Source organism: Kaistella sp. (genome assembly GCF_032060305.1).
Taxonomy (GTDB): Bacteria; Bacteroidota; Bacteroidia; order Flavobacteriales; family Weeksellaceae; genus Kaistella; species Kaistella yananensis.
The window spans coordinates 4,959-9,531 of sequence record NZ_DAMBHK010000061.1; the positions used below are offsets into that span (position 1 = coordinate 4,959).

Consider the following 4,573-nt stretch of genomic DNA (forward strand, 5'->3'; position numbering starts at 1 on the left):
ATGCTGTCTTTGAAGTTACGGAAGGTGAAGTACAGTAAAAGAAAAATAAGAGCTAAGGCTACAGGAACCGCTATTTGCAATCGTGAAGAGGCCTGCTTCAAATTTTCGAATGTTCCACCATATGTATAGTAATAGCCGGCGGGTAAGATGTTTGCATCATTAAGTTTGCTCTGAATTTCAGTTACTACACTTTCTACATCTCTATCTTTTACATTAAAGCCTACAACAATCCGGCGCTTGCCATCTTCACGACTGATTTGTGCCGGACCGTCTTTATATTCCACTTTTGCGATCTGTGAAAGCGGAATCTGGACTCCGTTTGCGGTTGGAATAAAGAGGCTGCTGACGTCCTCAATAGAGCTTCTGCTCGCACTGTCCAGACGCGCGACCAGATTGAATTTCTTTTCATCTTCAAACACTACACCAGCTGTTTCACCGGCAAATGCAGTACTTACTGTGTGATTAATATCCTCAATATTGAGACCGTACGAGGCGAGGCGGGCCCTGTCGTAGGTAATGGTAATTTGGGGCAATCCCACGGTCTGCTCAATCTGGGGCTCTGTGGCTCCCTGAACGGTCTGGACGACTTTGGCAACGTCGGGAGCTAATTTAGCGAGGGTGTCGATATTTTCACCAAAAATTTTAATCGCCACATCCTGTCTTACCCCGGTCATTAATTCGTTAAAACGCATCTGTATGGGTTGGGAAACTTCAAAAAACACTCCAGGTATCATTTCGAGTTTTTCCATCATTTCGGCACTTAACTCTTCGTAGGATTTGTCGCTGTCTTTCCAATCTTTTTTAGGTTTTAGCGTGACAATAAGATCCGTTGCTTCGGGCGGCATAGGGTCTGTTGGAACCTCTGCGCTACCGGTTTTACCTACCACGGTGTTGACTTCGGGAAATGATTTCAAAATGCGGCTTGCCTGCATAGAAGTTTCTATACTTTGCGAAAGGGAGGTGCCCTGTGGCAGAATGCAATGTACGGCGAAATCACCTTCCTGAAGTTGTGGTATAAATTCGCCGCCCATGCGAGAGAATATCAGGAGCGACACCGTAAGCAGCGCTATGGCCGCAGCAACTACTGCATATTTAAACGCAATGGCCTTCTGCAACACGGGAACGTAAAAATTATGAATCTTAGCCATCATTTTATCGGCAAAGGTTTTCTTAGCACTGATATTTTTTGATAGAAACAGCGCAGACATCATGGGTATGTAAGTAAGAGAGAGGATCAGTGCTCCGACAATGGCAAATGATACGGTCTCTGCCATAGGACGGAACATTTTACCTTCAATTCCCTGAAGTGACAGAATGGGTAGGTAGACAATAAGGATAATGATCTGGCCAAATGCTGCAGAACTCATCATTTTTTTTGCACTTGCTTCCACAGCCCGGTCCATTGTGTGCTGCGAGAGTTTTTGGGATTTGTGGTGGACCGCGAGAAAGTGAAGGGTCGCCTCTACAATGATTACTGCGCCATCTACAATAAGCCCGAAATCAATAGCTCCCAAACTCATCAAGTTTGCACTGACTCCAAAAACATTCATCATACCTAAGGCAAAAAGGAGAGAAAGTGGAATGGCAGAAGCCACAATAAGCCCTGCACGAAAATTACCCAGAAACAGGACGAGCACAAGGATGACAATAAGAGCGCCTTCCACCAAATTTGTTTCTACGGTACGGATCGCCCGGTCTACTAAGTTAGTCCGGTCCAGGAAAGGTTCTACGATAATATCCGCTGGAAGGGATTTTTGAATGGTGAGCATTTTTTCCTTAACCCGACTCACTACTTCCGCGGAATTTTCACCTTTGAGCATCATTACAATACCCCCGACAGCCTCTTTATCGCCGTTATAGGTAAGGGCACCATATCTAACGGCACTGCCTATACGTGCCTCCGCGACATCTTTGATAAGTACAGGGATACCGTTGACTGTTTTTATTACGGTGTTGGAAATATCATCTAAAGAAGAGATCAGACCGATGCCGCGAATAAAATAGGCATTAGGTTTTTTATCGATATAAGCGCCGCCGGTATTTTCGTTGTTTTTCTGGAGTGCAGCAAAAATATCTGCAATGGTAACATTCATTGCTTTAAGCCTATAGGGATTAATCGCGACTTCATACTGCTTAAGTTTCCCGCCGAAACTGTTAATTTCAGCTACTCCGGGTGTCCCGTAAAGTTGCCTTGCCACGACCCAATCCTGCATGGTACGCAGATCCGTAGCGGAGTATTTGTTCTCGGAACCTTTTTTAGGGTGAATAACATACTGATAGATTTCACCCAAGCCAGTAGAAACCGGGGACATTTCGGGGCTGCCGATACCTTGTGGAATATTTTCTTCGGCATCTTTCAGCTTTTCGGTGATGAGCTGCCGTGCAAAGTATACATCCACGCTTTCGTCGAAAACTACAGTAATTACAGACAGACCAAATCTTGAGATGGACCTCATTTCGGTAATACCTGGAATATTTGCAAGGCTCTGTTCTATGGGGTAGGTAACCAACTGTTCCGTTTCCTGAGCAGCTAATGTGGGTGTGCTGGTAATGATCTGAACCTGATTATTTGTAATATCCGGTACGGCATCCAGCGGGAGTTTAGTAGCACTATACACGCCCCAGATGATTAGTGCGAAAGTCATGAGCCCAATTATGAGCTTATTCTTTACACTAAACTGTATAATTTTATATAGCATTTGTAAAAATTAAGGTTAATTGAAGGATAAAGCATGTTCCGTATTGTTCACGGAAATGCACGACTATTTAATAGTCGTATAATCCTACGAAATAAATCCGAAGGAAAAGTATTAACCTATTTTGGGGGGTTGCCAGACACCGGCATTGAAAAGGAGACTGTAACCGTATCCTGATTCAGTAATATCTGCTTTTACTAAAAGAAAAATTTTTTCAGGAAGTAAGTTTTTAATTTGCGAAACAGCCATTGACATACCGCAACAGTTGCACACGCAGAAGGGCGTACAAAGGTCCGTATGTTCATCCTGACTTTGCTCCAAATGAACATCCTCTGCCACACACACCTTGTCGCCGAAACCACTCGCTGCATCGCTGCAAGGTACTACGGTAAGTGCCATAAAGAATAAGGATAAAAGAAAGGCAAAAATTTTCACGGGGCTAATTTAATAAAAATATATTTACTTCAATTTATGTCTTAGCTCATATTACTGCAATGATTCCTCAGGTTGTAGGCTGGTATTGTTTGCCTCATGAGAATCTGTGTTTACGGCGGTCGTTATACGCTGTAAAAAAGAGTGCAACCGGTCTTTATTTGGCAGCTGCACTCTTTAAAATTGACACAATAAAAACTCCTTTAATAGTTCAGTGTAATCCCTGCACCCCAGCTCATATCGCTGTCGTAGTGGGTTGAGATTCCGATATTTTTTGTGACGATATATTTAAGACCTGCCATATATTCTTTGTCGGTATTGACCATGAATGCCCCGCGCAAACGCGCAGTCAACGGAATGTCTTCACGTTTCAGCTGGAACCTTACAATTCCGTCTGTAAATATTTCTGCCTGCAGGTCCACCAACATCGGGAGTTTATACATGATACCAGCGCTGAAAGTTTTTCTTTCATCTTTAGTAGATGCCTGTCCAAAAAGGTTTTTTTCGATATTATTCCTGTCAATCTTTCTATAATGGTAGTTAAATCCGATAAATGGTTTCAGCCACTGCATACGGTCCACATACCTGCCGAGTTGGGTTTCCACCTCGTAGCCGTGATGGGGATTGTAACCTAAACGCCATTCTGTTCCCAATTCCCAGCGGGCATTTGAGATCCTCGCCATCCCGTCGTTACCATTAGTAGCAAAATCGTTTTCGGCCATAAGGTGCCACATGTTACTTTCGCGCTGGAGCTTTTTGTAAGCTGAAGCTTTATCGGGCAGCAAAGGATTCTGATAATCACCAACAGCAAAAACACGGTTCATCCCCGCCATCATGTGATAGAGGATGTGACAGTGGAAAAACCAGTCCCCGTCAGTTTTAGCTTCAAATTCGATGACATTAGTTTCCATCGGCATAATATCCAACACATTTTTGAGGGGTGCCTGAACGCCATTTTTGTTGAGTACCCGAAAATCAAATCCGTGCAGGTGCATCGGGTGACGCATCATTGAGTTATTGAAAAGGGTAATGCGGAGAATTTCCCCTTTCTTCACCAATATTTTGTCCGATTCTGCCAGGACTCTATCGTCCATGCTCCAAACGTAGCGGTTCATGTTTCCCGTAAGGGTAAACGTGAGCTCGCGCACGGGACTGTCTTTCGGGAGTGAAGTGTCATAAGGCGATTTCATCATCCCATAATTCAATGTGGTAATCCCGGAAGCAGGCATCTGATGCTGTGAGTGATCCATTTGCGCATCGTTGTTGTCCATCTTGTCCATCGGCATTGCTGCATTATTTTCAGCACTAATTTCAGGATACATCACCTGATTCATATCCATCGTCTGATAACTCATCTTCATGCCCATATCTTTCATGTCACCGTTCATCTTCATCATGTCGTTCATCATCTTCATCCCTTCAAAGTATTTGAGTTTGGGTAATGG

At 43.8% G+C, this 4,573-nt stretch carries 3 protein-coding genes; all 3 read right to left on the bottom strand.

Features of this window, described 5'->3' with window-relative positions; all coding sequences use genetic code 11:
* Positions 1-2,699 (bottom strand): efflux RND transporter permease subunit (locus V5N63_RS08980; RefSeq protein ID WP_332033673.1); only part of this gene is annotated, 2,699 nt, incomplete at its 3' end.
* 111 nt (positions 2,700-2,810) lie between these two features.
* A complete protein-coding gene (locus tag V5N63_RS08985; RefSeq protein ID WP_143756238.1) occupies positions 2,811-3,131 on the bottom strand; it encodes a DUF6660 family protein in 321 nt (106 codons plus the stop codon).
* A 200-nt stretch (positions 3,132-3,331) separates the two neighbouring features.
* Positions 3,332-4,573 (bottom strand): multicopper oxidase domain-containing protein (locus tag V5N63_RS08990; protein WP_332033674.1); only part of this gene is annotated, 1,242 nt, incomplete at its 5' end.